Source organism: Enterobacter sp. SA187 (assembly GCF_001888805.2).
Classification (GTDB): Bacteria; Pseudomonadota; Gammaproteobacteria; order Enterobacterales; family Enterobacteriaceae; genus Enterobacter_D.
In genome coordinates, this window is record NZ_CP019113.1 from 1346694 (window position 1) to 1371503 (window position 24810).

Sequence of the window (24810 nt, forward strand, 5' to 3'; positions counted from 1 at the left end):
GGGCATTTCACGGAGAATCTGCACTGCAACTCAGTCAACCTTGTGAAAGGATTCCCCATCTCTCATATAGCCTCCGGGCACAACCGACCAGACCGGTAAAAAATAAATAAAGGCCTGTCGGATATACCCTTTGCAACGGGTAAACAACACATATCACATTGGAGCAGAATAATGAGTATTTCCTTGAAGAAGTCAGGGATGCTGAAGCTTGGTCTTAGCCTGGTGGCCATGACCGTCGCAGCAAGCGTACAGGCCAAGACCCTGGTTTATTGTTCAGAAGGCTCGCCGGAAGGCTTTAACCCACAGCTCTTTACCTCTGGTACCACTTACGACGCAAGCTCAGTGCCAATCTACAACCGTCTGGTTGAATTCAAAATTGGTACCACCGAAGTGATCCCGGGCCTCGCTGAAAAGTGGGAAGTCAGCGAAGACGGTAAAGTTTATACCTTCCACCTGCGTAGCGGTGTGAAGTGGCAGGACAACAAAGATTTCAAACCGACGCGTGAATTCAACGCCGACGACGTGGTGTTCTCTTTTGATCGCCAGAAAAACGCTGAAAACCCGTACCATAAAGTGTCCGGCGGCAGCTATGAATACTTCGAAGGTATGGGCCTGCCAGACCTGATTAGCGAAGTGAAAAAAGTGGACGACAAAACCGTACAGTTCGTACTGGCGCGTCCGGAAGCCCCGTTCCTGGCTGACCTTGCCATGGACTTCGCTTCTATCCTGTCTAAAGAGTACGCTGACAACATGCTGAAAGCCGGTACGCCGGAGAAAATTGACCTGAACCCAATCGGTACCGGTCCGTTCCAGCTGCAGCAGTACCAGAAAGACTCCCGCATTCTGTACAAAGCCTTCGAAGGCTTCTGGGGTACTAAACCGCAGATCGACCGTCTGGTGTTCTCTATCACCCCGGACGCGTCTGTACGTTATGCAAAACTGCAGAAAAATGAGTGTCAGGTTATGCCGTTCCCGAACCCGGCTGACATTGCACGCATGAAGAAAGACACCAAAATCAACCTGATGGAGCAGGCCGGTCTGAACGTGGGCTACCTCTCTTTCAACACCGAGAAAAAGCCGTTTGATGACGTGAAAGTTCGCCAGGCGCTGACCTATGCAGTGAACAAAGAAGCGATCATCAAAGCCGTTTATCAGGGCGCCGGTACTGCCGCGAAAAACCTGATCCCGCCAACCATGTGGGGTTATAACGACGACGTTAAGGATTACACCTACGACGTTGAGAAAGCGAAAGCGCTGCTGAAAGAAGCCGGTCAGGATAAAGGTTTCACCGTTGAACTGTGGGCGATGCCGGTACAGCGTCCTTACAACCCGAACGCACGCCGTATGGCTGAGATGATCCAGTCTGACTGGGCGAAAATCGGCGTTCAGGCCAAAATCGTGACCTACGAGTGGGGCGAGTACCTGAAGCGTGCGAAGGCGGGCGAACACCAGGCGGTGATGATGGGCTGGACCGGGGACAATGGGGATCCGGACAACTTCTTCGCCACCCTGTTCAGCTGCGACGCGGCGAAACAAGGTTCCAACTACTCTCGCTGGTGCTACAAGCCGTTTGAAGATCTGATCCAGCCGGCACGTGCGACTGACGATCACAACAAACGTATTGAACTGTACAAACAGGCTCAGGTAGTGATGCACGACCAGGCTCCGGCGCTGATCATCGCGCACTCCACCGTGTACGAGCCAGTGCGTAAAGAAGTGAAAGGCTATGTGGTTGATCCACTGGGCAAACACCACTTCGAAAACGTGTCAGTTGAATAATTAAAACCCAGGGGGTGCGCACGCACCCCATGCCCGGCGGCGCTACGCTTGACCAGGCCTACACCCGTAGGCCGGATAAGCGCAGCGCCATCCGGCATAATGCTTTACCTGAGCGGTATCCGCGCAGGATAAGATTTGTGAGCAATACAGACACGTCTTTGACGCTGTCACTACAGAGAATCCGGGTTATGTTGCAGTTCATCCTCCGACGTCTGGGGCTTGTCATCCCTACGTTTATCGGTATCACCCTTCTCACCTTTGCCTTTGTCCATATGATCCCGGGCGACCCGGTCATGATCATGGCGGGTGAGCGTGGTATCTCCCCTGAGCGTCACGCGCAGTTGCTGGCCGAGCTTGGCCTGAACAAGCCGCTGTGGCAGCAGTACGTCAACTATGTATGGGGCGTGTTGCATGGAGATTTAGGGGTTTCGCTTAAGAGCCGTCTCCCGGTGTGGGACGAGTTTGTGCCGCGTTTTAAAGCGACGCTGGAACTCGGTGTCTGCGCCATGATATTTGCTGTTGCCGTGGGTATTCCGGTGGGCGTTCTCGCCGCCGTTAAACGCGGTTCCATCTTTGACCACACCGCCGTCAGCGTCGCGCTGGCCGGTTACTCCATGCCAATCTTCTGGTGGGGCATGATGCTGATCATGCTGGTGTCGGTGCAACTCAACCTGACGCCGGTATCCGGGCGCGTCAGTGACATGGTTTTCCTTGATGATACTAACCCGCTGACCGGCTTTATGCTGATCGACACCGCCATCTGGGGTGAAGAGGGCAACTTCATTGATGCGCTGGCGCATATGATCCTGCCTGCGGTGGTGCTCGGCACTATTCCGCTGGCGGTGATCGTGCGTATGACCCGCTCATCAATGCTGGAAGTGCTGGGTGAAGACTACATCCGTACCGCCCGCGCGAAAGGCCTGACCCGGATGCGCGTGATCGTGGTGCATGCCCTGCGTAATGCGATGCTGCCGGTGGTCACGGTGATCGGCTTACAGGTGGGCACCATGCTGGCGGGCGCTATCCTGACGGAGACGATTTTCTCCTGGCCGGGACTGGGACGCTGGTTGATCGACGCGCTGCAACGCCGCGATTACCCGGTGGTGCAGGGCGGCGTGCTGCTGGTGGCGACGATGATTATCCTCGTCAACCTGCTGGTCGATCTGCTTTACGGCGTGGTGAACCCGCGTATTCGTCATAAGAAGTAAGGGGCCATCATGTCACAAGTAACTGAAAATAAAGCGGTGTCCGCACCGGTGCCGATGACCCCGATGCAGGAGTTCTGGCACTATTTTAAACGCAACAAAGGGGCGGTAGTCGGCCTGGTGTATATCATCGTGGTGCTGATTATTGCCATCTTCGCCAACTGGATCGCGCCTTATAACCCGGCCGACCAGTTCCGTGACTCGCTGCTCGCGCCGCCGGTCTGGCAGGAAGGCGGTAGCTGGGCGCATCTGCTCGGCACCGATGACGTAGGCCGCGACGTGATGTCGCGTCTGATGTACGGCGCGCGCCTGTCGCTGCTGGTCGGCTGCCTGGTGGTGGTGCTGTCGCTGGTGTCCGGGATTATCCTCGGGCTTATCGCCGGGTATTTCGGCGGCCTGGTGGATAACATCATTATGCGCGTGGTGGACATCATGCTGGCGCTGCCGAGCCTGCTGCTCGCGCTGGTGCTGGTGGCGGTCTTTGGCCCGTCCATCGTCAACGCCTCGCTGGCGCTCACCTTCGTGGCGCTGCCCCATTACGTGCGCTTAACCCGCGCCGCGGTAATGGTGGAAGTGAACCGCGATTACGTCACCGCCTCCCGCGTGGCCGGTGCCGGTGCGATGCGCCAGATGTTCGTGAATATCTTCCCTAACTGCCTAGCGCCGCTGATCGTTCAGGCGTCGCTCGGCTTCTCTAACGCCATTCTCGATATGGCCGCCCTTGGCTTCCTTGGCATGGGTGCGCAACCGCCAACACCGGAGTGGGGCACCATGCTGTCTGACGTGTTGCAGTTCGCACAAAGCGCCTGGTGGGTCGTGACCTTCCCGGGTCTGGCGATCCTGCTGACGGTGCTGGCATTTAACCTGATGGGTGACGGCTTGCGTGATGCGCTCGACCCCAAACTCAAGCAGTAAAGGGCTACGAAATGGCGTTATTAAATATAGATAAATTATCGGTGCACTTCGGCGACGAAGGGACACCGTTCCGTGCCGTAGACCGCGTAAGCTACAGCGTTGAGCAGGGTGAAGTGGTTGGCATCGTTGGTGAATCCGGTTCCGGTAAATCCGTCAGCTCGCTGGCGATCATGGGACTGATTGATTTCCCGGGCCGCGTAATGGCCGACAAGCTGGAATTCAACGGCCAGGACTTAAAGCGCATCTCTGAAAAAGAGCGCCGCAGTCTGGTGGGCGCGGAAGTGGCGATGATTTTCCAGGATCCGATGACCAGCCTTAACCCGTGCTACACGGTGGGTTTCCAGATTATGGAAGCCATTAAGGTGCATCAGGGCGGCAACAAGAAAACCCGCCGCCAGCGTGCCATCGACCTGTTAAACCAGGTGGGTATTCCCGATCCGGCCTCGCGGCTGGACGTTTACCCTCACCAGCTCTCCGGCGGGATGAGCCAGCGCGTGATGATTGCGATGGCCATCGCCTGTCGTCCGAAGCTGCTGATCGCCGATGAACCGACCACCGCGCTGGATGTGACTATCCAGGCGCAGATCATCGAACTTTTGCTGGAGCTTCAGCAAAGGGAGAACATGGCGCTGATCCTCATCACCCACGATCTGGCGCTGGTGGCAGAAGCGGCCCATAAAATTATTGTGATGTATGCCGGTCAGGTGGTGGAAACCGGCAAGGCCACGGATATTTTCCGCGCGCCGCGTCATCCGTACACCCAGGCGTTGCTGCGCGCGCTGCCTGAGTTTGCGCAGGACAAAGCGCGTCTGGCCTCGCTGCCGGGCGTGGTGCCGGGTAAATATGACCGTCCGAACGGCTGTCTGCTGAACCCGCGCTGCCCCTATGCCACCGATCGCTGCCGCGTGGACGAGCCTGCGCTGAATACGCTGAGCGATGGCCGTCAGTCTAAATGTCACTACCCACTCGATGATGCCGGGAGGCCGAATTATGAGTACGCATGAGGCCACCCTGCAACAGCCACTGTTGCAGGCTATCGACCTGAAAAAACACTACCCGGTGAAGAAAGGGCTGTTTGCCCCGGAACGCCTGGTGAAAGCGCTGGACGGCGTCTCTTTTTCGCTGGAGCGCGGTAAAACGCTGGCGGTGGTGGGCGAATCCGGCTGTGGAAAATCCACGCTCGGTCGTCTGCTGACCATGATCGAAGTGCCGACCGGCGGCGAGCTTTACTATCAGGGGCAGGATCTGCTCAAGCCTGATATGAGCGCCGAAAAGCTGCGTCGCCAGAAGATCCAGATCGTCTTCCAGAACCCGTACGGTTCCCTGAACCCACGTAAAAAAGTGGGCCAGATCCTGGAAGAGCCGCTGCAAATCAACACCACGCTGAGCAAAGAACAGCGCCGTGAAAAAGCGCTGGCGATGATGGCGAAAGTCGGCCTGAAAACCGAACACTACGATCGCTACCCGCATATGTTTTCCGGCGGCCAGCGTCAGCGTATCGCCATTGCCCGCGGGCTGATGCTCGATCCGGACGTGGTGATCGCCGATGAACCGGTGTCGGCGCTCGACGTGTCCGTGCGCGCGCAGGTGCTGAACCTGATGATGGATTTGCAGCAGGATCTGGGGCTGTCTTACGTGTTTATCTCTCACGATCTGTCCGTGGTGGAACACATCGCCGATGAAGTGATGGTGATGTACCTCGGTCGCTGCGTGGAGAAAGGCACCAAAGAGCAGATTTTCTCCAACCCGCGTCATCCGTATACCCAGGCGCTGCTCTCTGCCACGCCGCGCCTGAACCCGGACGACCGCCGCGAACGTATCAAGCTGACCGGCGAGCTGCCAAGCCCGCTGAATCCGCCGCCGGGCTGTGCCTTTAACGCCCGTTGTGTTCGTCGCTTCGGTCCCTGCACCCAGTTGCAGCCGCAGCTGAAAGAGTACGGCGGCCAGCTGGTTGCCTGCTTCGCGGTGGACCAGGACGAGAATGGCGAAAAGCCGATTGTTCACGGTTGATTAACCCTGCCCGGCGGCCCATGCCTGCCGGGACCGGGGCAGCACCGATTTTCCAGGCCGGGTCAGGCGTAACCGCCGCCCGGCAATTTAAGCACCCGTACTGGCTGCTTAAAATCCTCTTTTGAACCACCTGACTAATGCAAAAGACTGACTATTTAGGATAAGATAATACTTTGCACTAATAATGTGGTTATTCATGAAAGTATAAGACTTTACTTATTCCGACATCAAAAAAAGATAGCATCCTGGCGGGCAAAATTTATATATTTGCTGCCGTTAAGTGGTGGGTTAAAAACGCCCTATAAAATCACCCACTAAATTAGCTTAACGCTTCACCCTGTTATTATACCCGCACGTTATTATTAATTACGCCACCTTATCAGTGAAATGCTTTTAAGAAGCATTAAAGGTTGATTGTAATATTTTTTATTTGTAAATCATGAGTATAACTATGAACCATTATGATGATTTGCAGAGGTTTAAGGATAAGACTCGCACTCAGCATCTCGATTTTAAGGATTTGTCTTCCCAGAATCAGGGTAGCGAGCAGGGGAACTGGGCGATTATTAATCAGCTGTCGCCCGCTACTGAAGAATCGACGCTGGCGATGGGTGGACACGTTTCTGCTGCTATTCCCCAGGCGGTTAATCCTGAAATCTTCGCAGTAAACCCAACCACGCCGCCTGCTGACGCTATGACTCACGCGTCACCTGAGTCAGCGCCCGTGACGACCTCCCTTTTCCAGGACGTGGCCTCACAGCTGTCTGTCCCGCCGCAACCCGAGGCCGCGCCTGCGCCAGCCATCACGCCTGCGGCTCCGCCGTCTGCGCCCGAGCCTGTCGCCATCGCGCCTGCGCCGCTGCGGTCAGTTACCCCTGCGCCTGCCGCCGCACCGGTGAATTTTGCGCAGCTGTTTGCGCCAAAGGTCACAGAGACGAAACCGGCCGCAGAAAAGAACCAGCCCCTGAAATCGCTGTTAGAAAGGATCGCTTCATGCCGTTGATCTGTGTCTGTTCGCCCAAGGGCGGTGTCGGAAAAACAACCATGACCGCGAACCTTGCTTACGCGCTGGCACGGGCGGGAAGCAAAGTGCTGGCGCTGGATTTTGACGTGCAGAACGCGCTGCGCCTGCATTTTGGCGTGCCCCTTGCCGATGGCCGCGGTTTTGTTGCCCGCGCGGCAGAGTTGCCTGACTGGAGCCAGTTTGTATTATCGGCAGGCAGCAACATGTTCGTGCTGCCTTACGGTGACGCCACCGAAGCCCAGCGCGAAGCCTTTGAAGATCGCCTGACGCACGACGAGCATTTTCTGACCCGCGGGCTGAACACCCTGCTTAATTATCCGGGTCTGATCATTATCGCCGATTTCCCGCCCGGCCCCTCACCGGCATTAAAAGCGCTGTCACGCCTTGCGGATCTGCATCTGGTGACCCTGCTGGCGGACACGGCGTCTCTCTCGTTATTACCGCAGGTGGAAAACCACCGTCTTACCGGCGATGTGCTGAACCGCAAAGCGGGGCATTACATTCTGCTGAACCAGAGCGACAACCGTCGGCAAATCAGCCGCGACGTGACGGCCTTTATGGAGCAGCGGCTGGGTGAGCGCCTGATTGGTATCGTGCATCGCGATGAGAGCGTCGGGGAAGCGAACGCCTCGCAACAGTCCGTCTTCGATTTCAGCCCGGCCTCCGCCGCGGCCTTTGATATTGAGCTGATTGCCAAAAAGATCGCCAATATCCTTGATGTGAAAGTTGGCGATGGCACCGTTCATAACCTTCCGAAGATGTCTGGTTTCTAATTCTCCACAGAGCGATTTATGAAAAAGTTCCTGTTTTATTTGCTGGTGCTGGCACTGGCGCCTGCTGCCGTGCTGGTCGTCATTACGCCCATGGACAGCCAGAAACAGTATATTTTTGGATTGATCAGCATCGGGATTTTATTCCTGATGGGCTTTTCTAAAAAACGTAGCATTTCGGTGATCATGGTGGTGATGTCGATATTAATGTCGACCCGCTATATGTATTTCCGCGTCACGCAAACCCTCCATTTTAATTCCGAGATTGAGACGATCCTCGGCATGGGATTATTTCTGGCGGAAGTCTATATCTGGATCATGCTGCTGCTGAACTATTTGCAGACCATCTGGCCGCTGAAGCGCGAAATTGTGCCCTTGCCGGAGGATATGAACCAGTGGCCGACCGTTGACGTTTATATCCCGACCTATAACGAATCCCTCGACGTGGTGCGCGACACCGTGCTGGCGGCGCAGTGCATTGATTATCCGAAAGATAAAATGAAAATTTATATTCTGGATGATGGCAAGCGCCGTGAATTCGCGGTCTTTGCCGCCGATGTCGGCGTCGGCTATATCACGCGTAATGAGCACTCGCACGCGAAAGCGGGCAACCTGAACCACGCCATGAAACTGACCCACGGCGAGCTGATCACCGTCTTCGACTGCGACCACGTGGCAACGCGTATTTTCCTGCAGGCGACGGTGGGCGGTTTTCTCACGGATCCGAAACTGGCGCTGGTACAGACGCCGCACTATTTCTATTCGCCGGATCCCTTCGAGCGTAACCTTTCCGTCGGCCGCAATATTCCTAACGAAGGCCAGCTGTTCTACGGCCCGATCCAGCAGGGTAACGATAACTGGAACGCCACCTTTTTCTGCGGCTCCTGTGCGGTGATCCGCCGTAGCGCGCTGGAAGAGATTGGCGGCTTCGCTGTGGAAACCGTCACCGAGGATGCGCATACCGCGCTGAAAATGCAGCGTCTGGGCTGGAAATCCGCTTTTCTGGATATTCCACTGGCGGCGGGGCTGGCGACCGAGCGTCTGGTGCTGCACGTTATTCAGCGCACCCGCTGGGCGCGTGGCATGACGCAGATCTTCCGTGTCGATAACCCGCTGTTCGGCCGCGGCCTGACCATTCAGCAACGTCTGTGTTATCTCAGCGCGATGATGTATTACCAGTTCGCCCTGCCGCGCATTGCGTTTCTGACCGCGCCGCTGGCGTATCTGCTGTTTAACCTCAACATCATTTACTCCTCCGCAAGCCTGGTTTTTGCCTATGCGCTGCCGCACCTGTTCCTCGCGATTTATCTCAACTCGCGGATGAACGGTCGTCACCGCTACAGCTTCTGGGGCGAAATTTATGACCTGGTGCTGGCCTTCCATCTGGTACTGCCGACGGCGGTCACCATGCTGTTTCCGAAACGCGGCAAGTTTAACGTTACCGATAAAGGCGCGCTGCTGAACGTCGGCTACTTTGATTTCCGGGTCGTGCGCCCGCATCTGGTGGTGGCGATCCTGCTCGCCATTGCGGTGATCTGGGGCCTGGTGCGCGCTTTCGCCCATGACCATTTTGGCGTCGATCCTAAGGTTATCGCTCTCAACGTGTTCTGGGGACTCTACAGCCTGATCTTCCTGCTGGCGGCTATTGCCGTGGCGCGGGAAACCCGTCAGACGCGGAAAACCATCCGTATCGATGTGAAGATCCCGGTATTGATCCATTACGCCAGCGGTATCTCGTCGCGCAGCGAAACCCTCGATCTGTCGATGGGCGGCTGCCGTATCGTCGCGCCGGATGAACGCCATTTAAATGATGAAATCGAAGAAGTGGAGCTGTTATTACAGTCCGGTGCCATCAGCATTCCGGTGACCACCATGGGCGTGGACGGTGAATTTATTCGCCTGAAGTTTGCGGAAGATATTCCGCTCTCACGTCGCCGTGAACTGGTACGGGTGGTGCTGTCCCGCGCTGATGCGTGGATCAACCCGCCGAAGCCGCAGGACAACCCGTTCCGCTCGATGCTCACCATCATGCGCTGTGTGTTCGACCTGTTCTGGCTGACGTGGAAAACGCGCCGTGAAAACCGGCGTCAGCGTGCTCTCCTCAACGCCTCACCGGAGGACGGCAGCCTATGAAACGTTTAACCCGGCTGGCGATTATCGTCAGCGCACTCTTTATCACGCCGCTTTACGCGGAAGAAACGCTGCCGGACACTCTGCTGCCGTCGGATTTCCCCGCGCCTGTGGTGGATACTGCCCCGGCTGCGCCCCCGGCCTTTGTGCCGACGGTGGTGACTTCCCTTTCCGTGGCGCAAATGGGCCAGCCGCAGGGCATCGTACTGAGCGGCGGCCAGTTGCAGGGCGGGGTGAACTTCACCCTGCCGGTCGGTCAGGTTATGACTAACGCCCAGCTGTCGCTGAACCTGAAAGTCTCACCCGCCATGGCGACCCGCAACGCCACCATGCAGCTGATGCTTAACGGCCAGCCGCTGGGCACGGTGCCGCTGGGCGCGGCGGAATCCGATGTCTCGCGCTTTCAGCTGGATGTTCCGGCGGCGCTGATGGTCTCCAGCAATACCATCAGTTTCAAAATTAATGATGGCGACGCCATGATGTGCCAGCGGGATCTGACGGATAAATACCGCGTCACCATCCTGCCTGACTCGGCGTTTAACCTCGAAGGGCAGCCGCTGGATATTGGATCGGATCTGAGCCACTTCCCGCGTCCATTCTTCGACAACATGCAGATGACGCCCGCCACTATCACTTTTGCGTTCCCGGCGAAGCTGACGGCAGATACCATCAGCGCGGCGGCGCTGGTGTCATCGTGGATGGGTATTCAGGCGGACTATCGCGGCGTCTCTTTTGCCGCGCAACGCGATCGCCTGCCGGAACAGAACGGCATTCTGATAGGGCATCCCGGTGAGCAGATCGGCGGCGTTTCGCTGCCGCAGTCGGCTCAGCCGACCCTGACCATTATCGATAATCCGGCGAATCCGACCTACAAGCTGCTGCTGGTGGTGGGGAAAGACGACGCCGCGCTGCGTGCGGCGGCCTGGCGTCTGACGCGCGGCAATTTTGATCTGCAAACCGCCAGCCTGCCGGTGGAACCCCAGACGATCCCGCAGAGCAAAGCTTACGACGCGCCGCGCTGGATCCCTACCGATCGTCCGGTGAAGCTGTCAGAGCTGATCCGTAAAGATCAGAGCCTGACCGTTAACGGTATCTGGCATGACGCCCTGCGCGTCGCCTTCCGCGCCGCGCCGGATCTGTTCCTGTGGGATGGCGAAACCATTCCGCTGCGCATCGGCTACCGTTTCCCGTCGGAAAACTGGATCGATGAAGAGCGCTCGTGGCTGAGTATGACGCTGAATGACACTTTCCTGCACAACCTGCCGGTTAACAAGCAGGGCGCGCTGGAAACCCTGTGGCATAAGATTGGCGGCGATGCGCGTCAGGAACAGTTCGACATGCCGCTGGAGCCGTACATGATTTATGGCGATAACCAGTTGTCGCTCTATTTCAATATCGTGCCGAAGGCCAGCGCGCCGTGCAGCGTGCTGCTGAACAACAACATCAAGAGCCGCATCGACGATGACTCCTGGATCGATTTGAGCCACACGCGCCACTTCGCGCTGTTGCCGAATCTCTCTTATTTCGTGGGCGCATCTTTCCCGTTCACGCGACTGGCGGACTACGCCGAGACGGTGCTGCTGCTGCCGGAAAATCCGACCGAAACCCAGGTGGCGACGCTGCTGGACATGGCCGCCCGTTCCGGTAACGCCACCGGTACGGCGCTGAGCCAGAACCGCGTGGTACTGGGGATGCCGACGGCGGGTACTAATCTGCAACTGCTGCGCGATCGCGACGTGCTGGCGGTGACCGGCCTTAGTCAGCATGACTTCAATGCTGAACTGCTGAAGTCCTCGCCCTTTGTCGCCCATGACAATCAGCTCAGCGTCCGCGAGCCGACGCAGTGGGAAAAAATCCAGCGCTGGATGGCGGGCGACTGGAACGCCGAGATCGTGGAAGCCGATCGTTACTTCTCCTCGAACGAATCCTGGCGCGGCTTTGTCAGCTTCCGTTCGCCCTGGAACAGTGAACGCACAGTGGTGACGGCGCTGGGCAGCAATGACGAGCAGCTTGCCCGTCTGCACGGCGATCTGGCCTCCGCCCGCATCAACGCCGGGATCCGCGGCGATGCCGCGATCATTACCAATGAAAACGGCGTGCGCAGTTTCCGCGTTGGCCCGCAGTATCCGCGCGGTGAAATGCCGCTGCACCTGCTGGTGATCTGGTATGCCAACCAGCACTCCGGCCTGCTGGCGGTGCTTGGCCTGTGCTTTAGCGTGGTGATCGGCCTCGCGCTGTACGCGCTGCTAAAAAGACGCGCGCGTAAACGTCTGAATCCTGGGGACAACGAGTGAAAATAATGACCATAAAAACCGCCCGCACGTTATCCACCCTCTGTGTTTCGGGCGTACTGGCGCTGGCAACGGCGGGGATAGCGCAGGCCGCGCCCAATGACGCGGTGCTGAAGGCCTTATTCGACCAGGCCAATTACTGGCATGAAAAGTCTCACGACGATCTGGCGAACGAATCGCTGAAGAAAGTGTTGATGGTGGATGCCAATAACACCCAGGCGCTGTACCTGATGGCGCTGTGGGCGCAGCAGGGCGGCGATCTGAAAGCGGCCGCGCAGTGGCGCGCCCGGCTGGCGGCCGTATCGCCGGACGACAGCGGGCTACAGGCGCTGGATAACGCCAAACAGCTGTCGCAGGTGCCGCAGGGACAACTGACGCTGGCCCGCCAGCAGGCGCGCAGCGGCAATATTCCCGCCGCGCTCGCCACCTGGCGCAGCCTGTTTAACGGCGATACGCCGCCGCCCAGTCTCGCCCCGGAATACTATCTGACCATGGGAAGCGACAAAGCCATGTATCCGCAGGCGCTCAGTGAGATCCAGCGATTCGTGGCGCAAAACCCGCAGGATAACGCCGCCCGCGTGGCGCTGGGCAAAATGCTGACGTGGCGCGAAGAGACGCGCCGCGACGGCATCATGCAGCTTGAGCAGATGGCGAGCGGCAACAAAGAGGCGGACGATGGCCTGCGTCAGGCGCTGCTGTGGCTGGGGCCGCAGGCAGGGGATGAACAGTTTTACGATAACTACCTGCAACGCCATCCGAAGGACAGCGACGTACAGGCGTATTACCGCAAAAGCATCGGCGGCGCGGCGAAAGGCGAGGGCTATAACGCGCTGAACAGCGGCAACACCAGCGATGCCCGCCGCCAGTTTGAGCAGGTGCTGCAAACCAACCCGGAAGACGCGGATGCGCTGGCGGGGCTGGGGTATATCGCCCAGCGTTCCGGCGACTATCAGGCCGCGGCGCAATATCTTAGCCGCGCGGCCAGCCAGGGGGGCGAGGCCTCTGCCGAACGTAAAGCTCAGGCTGAAGATGCCGCCTTCTATGGTCAACTGGCCCAGGCGCAGCAGGCGCTGAAAGAGGGCAACGTCAGCCAGGCGCTGGCGTTATCCGCGCCGCTGGCGCAGCAAAGCGGCGAGCGCGGCACGGCGGCGAAGCTGTTCCGCGCCGATGTGTTGCGTCACAACAAAGATTATCCGCAGGCGGAGCAGACGCTGCGCGAGGTGCTGAACGATCAGCCTCAGAATGCCGCCGCGCGGGAAAACCTCTATTACGTGCTGCGCGATCAGAATAAAGCTGAAGAAGCGCAGACCGTATTACGCACGCTGCCCGCCGGTTTACAGGCGAAACTGCAACCGCGCGTGGTCACCGGCTTGCCGGGCGATCCGATCCGTCGTCAGGCGCAACAGCTGGCGGCGAGCGGTAACACCAGCCAGGCGATTGCCGTGCTGCAACAGGGCGTCGCCCGTCTGCCGGACGATCCCTGGCTGCGTCTCGATTTAGCGCGCCTGCTGCAAAAAAACGGCAATGACAGCGAAGCCAGCTCGGTGATCGCCCCGGCCTCTCGCCCTGGCGCGGGAGCCAGTTCGCTGTATGCGGCGGCGCTGTTTGCCAGTGAAAACGGTGCCTGGCAACAGGCGCAAACGCTGTTGTCGCGTATTTCTCCGGCCAGTCAGAACGGGCAGATGCGCGATCTGGCGAAACGGGTGAACTACAACCTGCAAATGGCGACCGCCGGGCGCTATCTGGCGCAGGGTAATACTCTTGCCGCCGCCAACACGCTGAAAACCCTGACCGCCACGCCGCCTGAAAGCCCGGTGGATGCGGGTAAACTGGCGCGTCTGCTGGCGCAAAGCGGCGATCTGACTGGCGCGGTAGCGCTGGTGCGGGAAAACATGCGCGCGGGGGTGCAGGGCAACGCCGGGGATTATGCCGATCAGATCGCCGTGCTGAACAAGGCGGGCCTGAACAGCGAAGCCCAGAGTTTCCTGGCCCGTCCGGAGATTCAGGCGCGCAGCACGCCGACGCAACTGGCAGGCTTACGCACCGGTTATGTCATCAATGAAGCCGATGCGCTGCGCGAGCAGGGTAACTATGCGGCGGCCTATGACAAGCTGATGCGCGCCCTGCAAAGCGATCCGCAGAATACCGATCTGATGTTCGCCATGGGCCGTCTCTACCAGACCGGCAAAATGAACAAAGAGGCCGGGGTGGTCTATGACTACCTGATGACCCGCGACACCGACAGCCAGGATGCGCGCGTCGGTGCGATTGACGTGGCGCTGGCGGAAAATAATGTCGAAAAAGCCGACTCGCTGGCCCGCGGTCTGCGGGCGGATAACTCTGCCGACCGGATGTTGCTGCTGGCCCGTCTGGAAGAGGCGAAGGGCAACCATCAGCAGGCCATGACTTATCTGCGCAGCGCGCGCGGCAAGCTGGTGGGCCTGGATGCGTCAAACGGCGCGGCGACGCCGACCATTGGCGGCGTGCTGGTGGCGGATAACCCCTTCGTGCGCACCAGTACCTCCGCGGGGCAGACGGCGTCCGCATCGGTTTACGGCCAGACGCTGCCGTGGCAGGTAGCGCAGGTGGCAGGTGAACCTGGCAGTACGCTGCCGGGCACCACCCGCACCGATCTGCCTGTGGAAACCGCCCAGGCGCGTACGCTGCGTCAGGTGGATGACATGATGCAGAGCATGGAGCAGAAAACCGGCATGTGGATGCAGGGCGGCGTGGAAGTGCGTGGACGCGATGGCGAATCCGGCACCAGCAAGCTGACCGAAGCCAAAGCGCCGTTAACCTGGTCCAGCTCGCCCTTTGGCGAGTCGCGCTTTGAGTTCACCGCCACGCCAATCACCCTGAGCGCAGGCAGCGCCTCGGGCGACACCTGGCGGCGCTATGGCACTAACCCTATTGATAATGCCATCAGCAATATCTCCTCATCCATTGAGAATGCGCAGAACTCCGTCGATCCGACGGCGGCAGCCTTCGCCGATTTGCAGGGCTACAATGCGGAAAATCTCTCCCCGCTGACCGACACTGGCCTTGCCAATCTGAACAGCCTTAATGAATCCGGTCGCCTGAAGGCGCTCAGCGTATCGAACTTCAAATCCAGCCTGGATAACAAGATAACCTCCTCTACCGACTCGCAGAAAGCGAGCGGCGTCGAGCTGGCGATGGCGCTGAGCGGCGAAAGTTACCGACTGGATATTGGCACCACGCCGCTGGGCCAGGATCTCAGTACGCTGGTGGGCGGCGTACAGTGGTCGCCGAAGCTGACCGATTATCTGACGCTGATCATCAAAGGCGAACGCCGCGCGGTCACCGACAGCCTGCTCTCCTATGTCGGCATGAAAGACGCCTATTCGGGTAAAACCTGGGGGCGGGTGACGAAAAACGGCGGTAACGTACAGCTTGGCTATGATGACGGCGACGCGGGCTTTTATGTCGGCGGCGGCGGTTACAGTTATCTCGGCGAAAACGTGGCCAGCAACACCAGCATGAACGCCAGCGCCGGGGTGTATCTGCGTCCGTTCCACGACGATTACCGCCAGCTACAAACCGGCCTGAACGTCAGCTGGATGGATTTCTCGAAAAACCTCAGCTACTACACCTACGGGCAGGGCGGCTATTTCAGCCCGCAGAACTACGTCAGCGTCTCTTTACCGGTTGATTTTAGCCAGAAAATCAACAACTGGAAGCTCAGCCTTGGCGGATCTGTAGGCTATCAGTCCTATACCCAGGACAGCAGCGACTACTTCCCGACCGATGCCGGGGCGCAGGGGCTGATGAAAGAGCTTTATGACCTGGGCTACGCGCGTGATTATCGCTATAAAGGCGGATCGGAAAGCGGCATCGGCTACACCATGCGCGCGGGCGTGGATTACAACGTGAATAAAAGCATGACCGTCGGCGGGAAAGTCGGCTATGACACCTTCGGCAACTATAACGAAAGCACCGCCGGACTCTATTTCCGCTATTTGTTAGGAGACAAATAACCATGACAGTGAACAGTCAACACGCGCCGCTGATCGGCTGGTTTCAGCAGCAACAAACGCCGCCGGGCTGGTTTGATCTGCTGACCATTATGATCGACGGTATGGTGCGTAATGTCGGGCAGGTGGAGAGCCAGCCGTTCCTGCGGCAGATGGGCGAAACCCTGGCGGCGCAGTTCCCGTTGCCGCCCGCTGAAACCGTCGGCGAACTGGAGGCGCATATCAATGCGCAGCTGCGTCATTTTGGCTGGGGATTTATCGATATTGAGGCCAGCGACACCGGCCTGACGCTGCGCCATCAGGCGATGCCGATCTCCCGCCACGAGGAGCAGCAAACGCGCTGGTGCCATGCTTTTTGTGCAATACTTGAAGGTCTTTACGCCAGCTGGCTTCAGGGCCAGGGCGGCGAGGCGCATGTTGCGTTGCAACGCGAACGACTGAATTCACTGTCAGACGTTCTGTTCCGTTATCACAACCCACAATGAGTTGAACTATGGTCAAGCGCGTATCTACCGCGATAGTCATGACGGTGAGTCTGTTATTTACCGTATGCGCCCAGGCAGGCCCTGCCTGGGACACCTATAAATCCCGGTTTCTGATGCCGGACGGACGTATTGTCGATACCGGCAATAACAACGTTTCTCATACCGAAGGCCAGGGCTACGCGATGCTGATGGCGGTCGCCAGCAATGACCGCGCCAGCTTTGACAAGATCTGGGCCTGGACGAACAAGACGCTGAAGAACAAGGAAAACGGCCTGTTCTACTGGCGCTATAACCCGGTAGAGCCTGATCCCCTTGCGGATAAAAACAACGCCTCTGATGGCGATGCCTTGATCGCCTGGGCGCTGCTGAAGGCTGACGCGCGCTGGCACGATGCGCGCTATACCGCGGCGTCGGATGCCATCACTAAGGCCATTGTCGCGCATACGGTGATTAATTTCGCGGGCTATCGCGTGATGCTGCCTGGCGCGCAGGGCTTTAACCACAATAGCGATGTGACCCTGAATCCGTCCTATTTTATTTTCCCGGCATGGCAGGCGTTCGCTGAGCGTAGCCATCTCGTCGTCTGGCGTGAGCTGATCCGCGATGCGAACACGCTGACCGCGAAAATGGCCTGGGGGGAGTCGAAGCTGCCGGTTGACTGGGTCACACTGCATGCCGACGGCAAAATGCAGCCTGCCAGCAAATGGCCGCCGCGCATGAGCTACGATGCGATCCGCATTCCGCTGTATGTGGCCTGGCAGAACCCGCAAAGCCCGCTGCTAACGCCGTGGCGCAACTGGTTCGGGCAGTTCAGCGGCGATAAAAACCCGGCCTGGGTGAACGTCATGACCAACGAAACCGCGCCCTATAATATGAGCGGCGGCTTACTGGCCGTGCGGGATTTAGCGCTTGGGGTGAAGCACGGCGAACCGCAGATCGACGCGCAGGAAGATTACTATTCGGCAAGCCTGAAAATGCTGGTGTGGCTGGCAGAGCAGGAGTGATTTCTCCCCTCACCCCGTCCGGTTTTCACCGGCACGGGGTGAAGGGAATTCTTATCACTGCGGATACGGTACCCAGTCCCCGCCGTTCAGCCGTACGTACGGCTTATCCTGATACTGGATCACAATCGCGTTCGAGTTTTCCGATACCGGCGCTGTCTGCGGCAGGTTGCTGGTCAGTTGATCCCAGTTCACGCTGTCTTCCACGAACAGTTTGCCGTCCACCGCACGAACGACCAGTTCAGATATCGCGAGGAAGCTGCTCGGCTGATCGATGATCAACGGAGCGCCCTGATGCGGGGCTTTCATACCGAAGAACTTAATGCCGACCGGCACGTTGGTGATCGACGGGCTCGGGATGTCGCGCAGACCGGAGACCTGCATTTTATCCCCCTGCAATGCGCCGCCGTGTTCCGGGGCCATCACCACCATCACCTTACGACCTGATTTTTCCAGCTGAGTGAAAAACGCATCCAGTTCATCAAAGAGTTTCTGGGCGCGCACTTTATAGTCAGCGGTTTTACTGACGCCAGGGAAATGGTTGCCATCATGCAGCGGCAGCAGGTTGAAGTAAGTGGCGGTGCGCTGATTGTTTTTACCTTCTTCAGACTCCATCCAGCGGTTAAGCACTGCCGTATCGTCATATACCGGCGAACCGTCGAACGACAGCAGCGCGGTCGGCAGTCCGGCCTGATTCATCAGCGGCGCCTGCATGCCGCCGTTTTCGCGCACTTCTTTCAGGAAGCCGCCAAACACGCCGTTATGATCGAGCATAAACTGCGATGAGAAGCCCAGTTTCGCCAGGTTATCGAACAGATAGCACTCGTTACCCGCCTGCTGATAAAGATTTTTATGCGACGGCTGACCACAGCTGGCGCGCAGCAAACGGATGGCCGCCGGGCCGCTGTAAGAGGTGGCGGAGTTAAAGTGCTTAAACTGAATATCGAAGTGCGACCACAGCGGATGCGACATCAGTCCGGCGGCTTCCACATCCGCCCAGGAGAGGGAACAGATGTTGATCACCAGCAGCTCAAACGGCTGGGCATCGGCGGGCAGCGAGGCGGGGAACGGCGTTTTACGCTTCTCCTCAGCCTGATAAAAACTGTTCAGCCAGGCATCAAGATTCGCTGTAGTCGGTGGCGCTGTCTGGGCGGGCATACCGTCGACGACCGGCTTGTTGCCTGCGTTGGCGACCGTCGCCGCCGCATTGCCGCCGGTGGTGGTGACCGTGGTGGTCGGCTGACCCGCAGGCCACAGGGAAAACGCCGGGCCGGTGAGGGTGATCAGGTTCAGCCAGATCATGATGGCCACCACAAATACCGTCACGCGGATCCACTGCGCCAGGAACAACCATGCCACCAGCAGTACAAAGATCGCGCCAAGCATCTGCCAGTTGATAAAACGCGTGACCAGGTCCAGCAGATAATCGGCGCTGAATCCCGCCACCTGGCTGCCCTGGCTCATCATACTTTGCGGACCCGGCAGCCAGGTATCGTGCCAGAACAGCGCAAAGCCGATAGGAATGGCGATCCAGTGGCGCAGTCGATGCAGTTTGCGTTTTGGCAGCGGCATCAGCAAAAACGCCATAAACACCAGATTTTGCAGCGCATGGAAATTAAGATAGCCCGCCCATAACAGGCCGAACTTCACTAAAAAATAGAAGTTCCAGCCAGAAAGCCCGCGCCAGTATTGCCACAGCGGCGACGGCGCAGAGGGAGTATAAGATTGATTAGTCATGTTTTCGGTCTGCTTTGACGGTGGATGCCCGGCGTAACGTTCCGGCGGGTTTGACATATTTCGGCTTAACAAACATTAGCCGGAGTACGGTTCTGATGCGGCGCGACGAATGCCGCGCGGCGTAACCCAGCGGAAAGAAAATCAGCGCGCACAGCACCACTAACTGAATAATATCGCTGAGAGTCATCATGATGAGCGCTCCGTCGTCTCACTGAGCAGGCGGAGAGGTTGAGGAATACGCCGCCAGCTGCGGCCGTCGTGCTCCGCATTCAGGATCGGATTCGGGCCGTCGGTCACCGGCAGCGGGCGTGACCACTTCTCCGGTTGCAGCGTGCGCATGTTCACCAGTTCCGCGGAAATCTGGTTATCCTCAAACCACACCATGCGGTTAGAAAAAATATCGGCGATGGGCAGCGGGAAAATATGGTTGAGCGCGGTATCGAGATCGTTGACCCGGCAGAAGGATAAAAACAGCACCAGCCGGTTATCGCCGATGGTCATAATGTCCCCGACGCGGTTCGGGCGGCACAGCGTCAGCGCCTGCTCGACGCGGATCCCCGGCACCGGACGCAGCGCCACCAGCACGCCTTTGCCATCCGGCGGCAGTAATGTGTTCTGCATCATATTGCCGACGGCATCGCAGAAAATATCCCACGTCTGGAAACCGCGCAGCTTCAGCGGCTGCGTCATGGTCAGGAGCGTGGCGATCTCCTCCGGCACGTGGCGGTTAAATTGCTGGCCCTGCACGCTTTCAATCAGCGTCAGACAGCGTGACAGGGGCGCATTCCACGGGATCACCATATTCGCGCCGCAGCCTAATAACAGGCGTTCATCGGTGGCGCGCAGGCTGGCGGTGTTTTCACGCACGATGATTTTCAACGCGCTGCCGCGCTGGCGGCGCAGCGAGTGGATCTGCCGCGCGAGGTTTTCAATCTGATTATTTTGCGTGAGCGAGAAAATGACCGTCGCGGCCTGGGTGGTACGCGCTTCTTCAAACAGCGCTTCGTTATTATCGAACAGCGTCCAGTATTCCGAGAGCGGCGGCGCGCCTTCCAGCAGGGCGACATTACTTAAAATGCGTTTTTCGTCGCTGCGCGGCTGTACGGTGGGTTCTTCCTGGCGGGCTAATTGCCAGCCGTCGCCGCGTGGCTCCAGAATAAGCTGCTGGCGCGCGCTGACGCCTTTTTCGTTACACCAGAAGGCAACGTCATACAGATGAATATCCTGCTGGCTGCGCAAACTGGCGAGGCCATATAATGAGCGATATTCCGTCGTCAGAAAGGAGAACAGTTTATCATTATTGTTCCCGGGGTTAACGATCAGCAGCGTACAATTGTGGTATTTCGACCACCTATGAATATTCTCAAGCCATACACGTAATTTATCATTGGATATATTCTGCCAGGCATTACTGGCACACAGCAGGATAAATAAATGGTGATGAGGATCGACCGAACAGAGTAAATCAGGGGCAAGCGAGTATAGACTATTTTCTTTATCCGGCATGAAAAACAGCCTAATTTTTTCCGGACCGTGATGCTCGTCCAGTTTGATGATATTCTTCGGCTCCTTGCCCATGCTGATCACCGCAACCTTGCTGGCACCGGGCTGCGCGGCAACGGTCTGATTAACCAGCCTTACCGCATCGTCGTCGCGGTCAGCGTTGATCCACCAGACCCCTCCGGCAGGCATATGGCGCAATTCGTCCCACAAGGAGTGAATGCCAATAGAAAATATGGGGTCCATCGCGTCCCTCTTGTTGCAGATCGTCAGTTATCTCAGTTTACTAGCGAAAGCAAAGAAATAAACCTAACATTGAAATTAAAGAGCATCAGATTTAGCATGTAAACACATTTTTTTCGCCGGGCAAGTGGATAAATTCTTTCCAGCAGTTTTTTATTCAAAACGATAGGATAAAAAATGAATAATAATGAAACCGCTAATTCGAAAGATTCAAGCCTGAACTATACCTGGCAGAATGATTTTCTGGCACTCAGTCGGGTGTTTTCATTGCCTGAAATAGATTACACCGACATTTCTCAACGGGAACAATTGGCGGCAGCGATTAAACGCTGGCCATTGCTCGCTGAATTCTCCCAACTGCCATAAGGAAGCCGGAATGGCCATTCTGGGATTACAGGGCATACGCGGCGGCGTGGGTACGACCTCCGTCACCGCTGCGCTGGGCTGGTCACTGCACATGCTTGGCGAAGCGGTGCTGATCGTTGATGCCTGCCCGGATAATCTGCTGCGCCTGTCATTTAACGTCGACTTTACCCAGCCCGCAGGCTGGGCGCGCGCGTTGCTGGACGGGCAGGACTGGCGCGACGCCGGGCAACGTTACACCTCGCAACTGGATCTGCTGCCCTTCGGCCAGCTCACCGCAGGCGAGGCGGAAAACGCGCACCTGCTGCATGACGCGTTAAGCGGCATCGGGCCGATCCTGCAAAGCCTGAAAGCGCAAAGCCATTATCAGTGGATCCTCGTGGATCTGCCCCATGGTCAGACGCCGCTGACGCGCCTGATCCTCGAACAGTGCGATCGGGTGCTGACCCTCGTCAGGCCGGATACCAATTGCCACGTGCGTTTACATCAGCAGGCGTTGCCGGCGGGGACGCACATTCTGCTTAACGATCTGCGTATCGGCAGCCAGTTGCAGGACGATCTGTATCAGGTATGGCTGCAAACCCAGCGCCACCTGTTGCCGACGGTTATTCACCGCGACGAGGCGATGGCCGAATGTCTGGCGGCGAAACAGCCGCTGGGAGAGTACCGCAGCGACTCGCTGGCCGCCGAAGAGATCATGACGCTGGCGAACTGGTGTCTGCTGCACGCCGCGCAACCTGCCAGCGGGAGTGACGCATGAGCCGTCTTTCCACCTGGTTTTTGATCCCCCCGGTTAGCGAACGCCTCGGCGCGCGCTACCAGCTTTATCGCAGCCACGGCGCGCCAGCGTTCAGCGCCGCCCTGGGCTGCCTGTGGGCGATCCTGGCCTGGCTTTTTCTGCCGCTGGAAAATCCGCGCTGGCAGTCGATCCGCGAACGCCACCGCGAGCTTTACCCGCATATTCGCGCCGAACGGCCGCGCCCGCTCGATCCGGCGCGTTACCTGCTGCAAACCCTGTGGCTGATGGTTACGCCCGAACAGGCAACGGCAGGCGCGCCGCGCAAACGCCGTCGCGCAGGCTTCTCGCAATTAATGGCCCGCTACCATGCGTGGCTCGACGCGCTGCCGCAGCGCTTCAGCGCCCGGACCAGCCATCTGGATAATCAGAAAGAACTGGCGCACCTGCATCCGCGTCTGCGGCGCATTATTCTTGGTGTGATCGTGGCCTTTTCCGCCATTCTGGCGCTGCTGTGCATCACCCAGCCGTTTAACCCGATGTCGCAGTTCATCTTCCTGGTTCTGCTGTGGGCCGTGGCAATGATGGTGCGGCGTATCCCCGGACGCTTCTCGGCGCTGATGCTTATCGTATTGTCGCTGACCGTTTCCTGTCGCTACATCTGGTGGCGTTATACCTCCACGCTCAACTGGAACGATCCGGTCAGCCTGGTCTGCGGCCTGATCCTACTGATTGCCGAAACCTACGCCTGGGTGGTGCTGGTGCTCGGCTATTTCCAGGTGGTGTGGCCGCTCAATCGTCAGCCGGTGCCGCTGCCGAAGGATATGTCTCTGTGGCCGACCGTTGATATTTTCGTCCCGACCTACAACGAAGATTTGAACGTGGTGAAAAACACCATTTATGCCTCGCTGGGCATCGACTGGCCGAAGGATAAGCTGACTATCTGGATCCTCGATGACGGCGGGCGTGAAACCTTCCGCCAGTTTGCCGAGACCGTAGGGGTGAAATACATCGCCCGTACCACCCATGAGCACGCCAAAGCCGGGAACATCAACAACGCCCTGAAATATGCGAAGGGCGAGTTTGTATCGATTTTCGACTGCGACCACGTGCCCACGCGCTCGTTTTTGCAGATGACCATGGGCTGGTTCCTGAAAGAGAAAGAGCTGGCGATGATGCAGACGCCGCACCACTTTTTCTCGCCGGATCCCTTTGAGCGCAACCTTGGCCGCTTCCGTAAAACCCCTAACGAAGGCACGCTGTTTTACGGTCTGGTGCAGGACGGCAACGACATGTGGGACGCGACCTTTTTCTGCGGTTCCTGTGCGGTGATCCGTCGCGGGCCGCTCGATCAGATTGGCGGCATCGCAGTGGAGACGGTGACGGAAGATGCGCACACTTCTCTGCGTTTACACCGTCTCGGCTACAGCTCGGCCTATATGCGTATTCCGCAGGCGGCGGGCCTGGCGACGGAAAGCCTCTCGGCGCATATCGGACAGCGCATCCGCTGGGCGCGCGGCATGGTGCAGATCTTCCGCCTCGATAACCCGCTGTTGGGCAAGGGGCTGAAGCTCCCGCAACGGCTCTGTTATGTGAACGCCATGTTCCACTTCTTATCCGGTATTCCGCGGCTGGTGTTCCTCACCGCGCCGCTGGCGTTCCTGTTGCTCCACGCCTATATCATTTACGCCCCGGCGCTGATGATCGCGCTCTTTGTGGTGCCGCATATGATCCACGCCAGCCTGACCAACTCCAAAATCCAGGGCAAATATCGCCACTCGTTCTGGAGTGAAATTTACGAAACGGTGCTGGCCTGGTATATCGCCCCGCCGACCATGGTGGCGCTGTTTGCGCCGCATAAAGGTAAATTTAACGTCACCGCCAAAGGTGGGCTGGTGGAGGAGGAGTACGTCGACTGGGTCATTTCCCGGCCCTACATTTTCCTCGTGCTGCTGAATATCCTCGGTATCCTGGTGGGCGTCTGGCGCTATTTCTATGGGCCGGAGAATGAAATTCTTACCGTATTCGTCAGTATCGCCTGGGTGTTCTACAACCTGATCGTGCTCGGCGGCGCGGTGGCGGTGTCGGTGGAAAGTAAACAGTTACGCCGCGCTCATCGCGTGGAAATCTCGATGCCAGCGGCCATCGCCCGTGAAGATGGCCATATGTTCTCCTGTACCGTACACGACTTCTCTGACGGCGGGCTGGGCATCAAAATTAACGGCCAGGCGCAGGTGCTGGAAGGGCAGAAGGTGAACCTGCTGCTCAAACGCGGCCAGCAGGAGTATGTCTTCCCGGCGCAGGTGGCGCGCGTTTCCGGTAATGAAATCGGTCTGCAACTGATGCCGTTGACCACCCGTCAACATATTGATTTTGTACAGTGTACCTTTGCCCGCGCCGATACCTGGGCACTCTGGCAGGACAGCTTCCCGGAAGATAAACCGCTGGAAAGTTTGATGGATATTCTCAAGCTGGGTTTCCGTGGCTATCGCCACCTTGCAGAATTTGCACCTTCGTCCGTAAAAATGATTTTCCGGTCCCTCACTTCACTGGTTTCCTGGCTTGTGTCGTTCGTTCCGCGCCGCCCCGAGCGGGACGTGGTAGTACAGCAACCGGGTTCGTGACTGGC

18 protein-coding genes are annotated in these 24810 nt (G+C 58.1%); 15 read left to right on the plus strand and 3 right to left on the minus strand.

Annotated elements, in window-relative coordinates; all coding sequences use genetic code 11:
- The first annotated feature begins 171 nt into the window (after positions 1–171).
- The 12 genes from dppA (at position 172) to BMF08_RS06595 (ending at position 17605) form a co-directional block, all read left to right on the plus strand.
- Positions 172–1779: a dipeptide ABC transporter periplasmic-binding protein DppA gene (gene dppA, locus BMF08_RS06540; protein WP_072571461.1), complete on the plus strand. Its 1608-nt coding sequence runs from the start codon at positions 172–174 to the stop codon at positions 1777–1779.
- Between the two features lie 188 nt (positions 1780–1967).
- Positions 1968–2987, plus strand: a complete 1020-nt coding sequence (dppB, locus tag BMF08_RS06545) for a dipeptide ABC transporter permease DppB (RefSeq protein WP_072571462.1) — start codon at positions 1968–1970, stop codon at positions 2985–2987.
- Between the two features lie 9 nt (positions 2988–2996).
- The gene (gene dppC / locus BMF08_RS06550; RefSeq protein ID WP_072571463.1) at positions 2997–3899 is read left to right on the plus strand and encodes a dipeptide ABC transporter permease DppC; all 903 of its coding nucleotides are present in this window, start codon (positions 2997–2999) and stop codon (positions 3897–3899) included.
- Between the two features lie 11 nt (positions 3900–3910).
- Positions 3911–4903 (plus strand): dipeptide ABC transporter ATP-binding protein, encoded by a 993-nt coding sequence (dppD, locus tag BMF08_RS06555; protein WP_072571464.1) that lies wholly within the window; start codon positions 3911–3913, stop codon positions 4901–4903.
- Positions 4890–5909 (plus strand): dipeptide ABC transporter ATP-binding subunit DppF, encoded by a 1020-nt coding sequence (gene dppF / locus BMF08_RS06560; RefSeq protein WP_072571465.1) that lies wholly within the window; start codon positions 4890–4892, stop codon positions 5907–5909. Before dppD ends, dppF begins: the two co-directional genes overlap by 14 nt.
- A gap of 451 nt (positions 5910–6360) precedes the next feature.
- Positions 6361–6912, plus strand: coding sequence for a cellulose biosynthesis protein BcsO (bcsO, locus tag BMF08_RS06565; RefSeq protein ID WP_072571466.1), 552 nt, complete (start codon positions 6361–6363; stop codon positions 6910–6912).
- Positions 6903–7706 (plus strand): cellulose biosynthesis protein BcsQ, encoded by an 804-nt coding sequence (gene bcsQ, locus BMF08_RS06570; RefSeq protein ID WP_072571467.1) that lies wholly within the window; start codon positions 6903–6905, stop codon positions 7704–7706. Before bcsO ends, bcsQ (BMF08_RS06570) begins: the two co-directional genes overlap by 10 nt.
- Positions 7707–7724: 18 nt before the next feature.
- On the plus strand, positions 7725–9836 hold the full coding sequence (bcsA, locus tag BMF08_RS06575; protein WP_072571468.1) for a UDP-forming cellulose synthase catalytic subunit: 2112 nt from the start codon (positions 7725–7727) through the stop codon (positions 9834–9836).
- A complete protein-coding gene (gene bcsB / locus BMF08_RS06580) occupies positions 9833–12127 on the plus strand; it encodes a cellulose biosynthesis cyclic di-GMP-binding regulatory protein BcsB (RefSeq protein WP_072571469.1) in 2295 nt (764 codons plus the stop codon). Before bcsA (BMF08_RS06575) ends, bcsB begins: the two co-directional genes overlap by 4 nt.
- 5 nt (positions 12128–12132) lie before the next feature.
- Positions 12133–16119: a cellulose biosynthesis protein BcsC gene (locus BMF08_RS06585; RefSeq protein WP_072571513.1), complete on the plus strand. Its 3987-nt coding sequence runs from the start codon at positions 12133–12135 to the stop codon at positions 16117–16119.
- A gap of 2 nt (positions 16120–16121) precedes the next feature.
- On the plus strand, positions 16122–16601 hold the full coding sequence (bcsD, locus tag BMF08_RS06590; protein WP_072571470.1) for a cellulose biosynthesis protein BcsD: 480 nt from the start codon (positions 16122–16124) through the stop codon (positions 16599–16601).
- Between the two features lie 8 nt (positions 16602–16609).
- The gene (locus BMF08_RS06595) at positions 16610–17605 is read left to right on the plus strand and encodes a glycosyl hydrolase family 8 (protein ID WP_072571471.1); all 996 of its coding nucleotides are present in this window, start codon (positions 16610–16612) and stop codon (positions 17603–17605) included.
- A gap of 54 nt (positions 17606–17659) precedes the next feature.
- Here BMF08_RS06595 and bcsG read toward each other — a convergent pair whose 3' ends face one another.
- From bcsG to bcsE, 3 genes are read right to left on the minus strand one after another with little or no spacing between them, the layout of a single operon-like run.
- On the minus strand, positions 17660–19339 hold the full coding sequence (gene bcsG, locus BMF08_RS06600; protein WP_072571472.1) for a cellulose biosynthesis protein BcsG: 1680 nt from the start codon (positions 19337–19339) through the stop codon (positions 17660–17662).
- On the minus strand, positions 19332–19529 hold the full coding sequence (gene bcsF / locus BMF08_RS06605) for a cellulose biosynthesis protein BcsF (protein ID WP_072571473.1): 198 nt from the start codon (positions 19527–19529) through the stop codon (positions 19332–19334). Before bcsF ends, bcsG begins: the two co-directional genes overlap by 8 nt.
- Complete coding sequence (bcsE, locus tag BMF08_RS06610) at positions 19526–21085, minus strand: cellulose biosynthesis c-di-GMP-binding protein BcsE (protein ID WP_072571474.1); 1560 nt, start codon at positions 21083–21085, stop codon at positions 19526–19528. Before bcsE ends, bcsF begins: the two co-directional genes overlap by 4 nt.
- A 174-nt stretch (positions 21086–21259) precedes the next feature.
- Here bcsE and bcsR point away from each other — a divergent pair, with 174 nt between their 5' ends.
- From bcsR to bcsA (BMF08_RS06625), 3 genes are read left to right on the plus strand one after another with little or no spacing between them, the layout of a single operon-like run.
- Positions 21260–21448 carry a cellulose biosynthesis protein BcsR gene (gene bcsR, locus BMF08_RS06615; protein ID WP_072571475.1) on the plus strand — a complete coding sequence of 63 codons (189 nt, stop codon included), beginning with the start codon at positions 21260–21262 and terminating at the stop codon, positions 21446–21448.
- 10 nt (positions 21449–21458) lie between these two features.
- Entirely contained in the window at positions 21459–22205 is a 747-nt protein-coding gene (gene bcsQ / locus BMF08_RS06620) for a cellulose biosynthesis protein BcsQ (RefSeq protein ID WP_072571476.1), read from the plus strand.
- Positions 22202–24805, plus strand: a complete 2604-nt coding sequence (bcsA, locus tag BMF08_RS06625) for a UDP-forming cellulose synthase catalytic subunit (protein ID WP_072571477.1) — start codon at positions 22202–22204, stop codon at positions 24803–24805. Before bcsQ (BMF08_RS06620) ends, bcsA (BMF08_RS06625) begins: the two co-directional genes overlap by 4 nt.
- Positions 24806–24810: the final 5 nt, after the last annotated feature.

Coding starts and splice junctions, on each gene's coding strand:
- dppA (WP_072571461.1), top strand. CDS start 172: ATGAGTATTTCCTTGAAGAAGTCAGGGATGCTGAAGCTTGGTCTTAGC.
- dppB (WP_072571462.1), top strand. CDS start 1,968: ATGTTGCAGTTCATCCTCCGACGTCTGGGGCTTGTCATCCCTACGTTT.
- dppC (WP_072571463.1), top strand. CDS start 2,997: ATGTCACAAGTAACTGAAAATAAAGCGGTGTCCGCACCGGTGCCGATG.
- dppD (WP_072571464.1), top strand. CDS start 3,911: ATGGCGTTATTAAATATAGATAAATTATCGGTGCACTTCGGCGACGAA.
- dppF (WP_072571465.1), top strand. CDS start 4,890: ATGAGTACGCATGAGGCCACCCTGCAACAGCCACTGTTGCAGGCTATC.
- bcsO (WP_072571466.1), top strand. CDS start 6,361: ATGAACCATTATGATGATTTGCAGAGGTTTAAGGATAAGACTCGCACT.
- bcsQ (WP_072571467.1), top strand. CDS start 6,903: ATGCCGTTGATCTGTGTCTGTTCGCCCAAGGGCGGTGTCGGAAAAACA.
- bcsA (WP_072571468.1), top strand. CDS start 7,725: ATGAAAAAGTTCCTGTTTTATTTGCTGGTGCTGGCACTGGCGCCTGCT.
- bcsB (WP_072571469.1), top strand. CDS start 9,833: ATGAAACGTTTAACCCGGCTGGCGATTATCGTCAGCGCACTCTTTATC.
- BMF08_RS06585 (WP_072571513.1), top strand. CDS start 12,133: ATGACCATAAAAACCGCCCGCACGTTATCCACCCTCTGTGTTTCGGGC.
- bcsD (WP_072571470.1), top strand. CDS start 16,122: ATGACAGTGAACAGTCAACACGCGCCGCTGATCGGCTGGTTTCAGCAG.
- BMF08_RS06595 (WP_072571471.1), top strand. CDS start 16,610: ATGGTCAAGCGCGTATCTACCGCGATAGTCATGACGGTGAGTCTGTTA.
- bcsG (WP_072571472.1), bottom strand. CDS start 19,339: ATGACTAATCAATCTTATACTCCCTCTGCGCCGTCGCCGCTGTGGCAA.
- bcsF (WP_072571473.1), bottom strand. CDS start 19,529: ATGATGACTCTCAGCGATATTATTCAGTTAGTGGTGCTGTGCGCGCTG.
- bcsE (WP_072571474.1), bottom strand. CDS start 21,085: ATGGACCCCATATTTTCTATTGGCATTCACTCCTTGTGGGACGAATTG.
- bcsR (WP_072571475.1), top strand. CDS start 21,260: ATGAATAATAATGAAACCGCTAATTCGAAAGATTCAAGCCTGAACTAT.
- bcsQ (WP_072571476.1), top strand. CDS start 21,459: ATGGCCATTCTGGGATTACAGGGCATACGCGGCGGCGTGGGTACGACC.
- bcsA (WP_072571477.1), top strand. CDS start 22,202: ATGAGCCGTCTTTCCACCTGGTTTTTGATCCCCCCGGTTAGCGAACGC.